Source organism: Numidum massiliense, from assembly GCF_001375555.1.
In the GTDB taxonomy this organism is placed as follows: Bacteria; Bacillota; Bacilli; order Thermoactinomycetales; family Novibacillaceae; genus Numidum; species Numidum massiliense.
This window is the reverse complement of record NZ_CTDZ01000001.1, coordinates 1-1020: the sequence shown is the minus strand read 5'-3', so window position 1 is coordinate 1020 and position 1020 is coordinate 1. Positions and strand designations below refer to the sequence as shown.

Sequence of the window (1020 nt, the reverse complement as noted above, 5' to 3'; positions counted from 1 at the left end):
ATAGTCAAAGTAAACATCCTCGGTCATGCTGTCGTTACCGACGACAGTTTTCCGACCGACGATCATTAACGGGACAGTTCCATCGTGAAGACATATGACAGACCCGATCGGCAGCATTCGTTTCCACCCCTTGCGACTGATTACCCACGTAGAGTAATAGAGATACCGCTTTTACTTTATGCAACAAAATAAAGGGACACCGATATGATACCGCTACCAAACAAATAATTGCAGCCATACCGTTTCAGCTATTCCCGTTGACGATAAACTTATGTACAAATGTGGCAGTTTCAAGTTCAATAAACAATGTGTTCAGTCCAGCGTGATACCTTAATACTGTTATTTTCCCCTGAAGTCTCTCAATTGTGTGTTAGATGCATTTTACTATATACGCATAATAATGTAAACCAAAATATTAATTTAATCTAAGTTCATTTTTGCAGTATATCTAGCAATCGTTCACTTCTTATTTTGTAAAGGGGTCGGAAAGGGTATTTGGCGGAACATTTCAAGTGGCTATTAAGTGGCTATTAAGTAGTTATTAAGTGGCTATCGAACGATTATTGGCCGATCAGGAGGGGTATCCCCTCGATCGGCCAACACCATTCATGAGACTAATCATCTTTCGGCTCGCGCCGTTCCCCTTCCCGGGGCAATTTCTTCGCCATTTCGAGCATCCGCGACATGAGATCGAGCATTTCTTCTTGCGAGACTTCGTCGTCCTTCTGGACGTTTCTCTGAGCAGTCGCAGCTGCCTCTGGTCCGCCTTTACGACGCTTAGCTTCGGTACGGGTACGGCGGTCGTGCCGCCCGGTGTCATCCTTCTCTCGGACAACCTCACGGTAATGCTGCTCGGTACCGTCCCCGTCCTTTTTCCGGACAGTGTCACGGGGGCGCTGCTCGGCATCGCCGTCTGAGCGGCGGTCGGTGTCGCGCGGCTCCCGCTCGAGCCCGGAGGCGTCGCCTTGCCTTTCATCTTCTGCGTCGTCCCAACGTCCGTCTAATGCATCATCGCCGTCA

At 48.7% G+C, this 1020-nt stretch carries 2 protein-coding genes; both read right to left on the bottom strand.

Annotated elements, in window-relative coordinates; genetic code table 11:
* Positions 1 to 117: DUF4176 domain-containing protein (locus BN1247_RS18525; RefSeq protein WP_187119676.1), on the bottom strand; the 117-nt coding region annotated here is incomplete at its 3' end.
* A gap of 497 nt (positions 118 to 614) precedes the next feature.
* Positions 615 to 1020 (bottom strand): hypothetical protein (locus tag BN1247_RS17870; protein ID WP_187119675.1); only part of this gene is annotated, 406 nt, incomplete at its 5' end.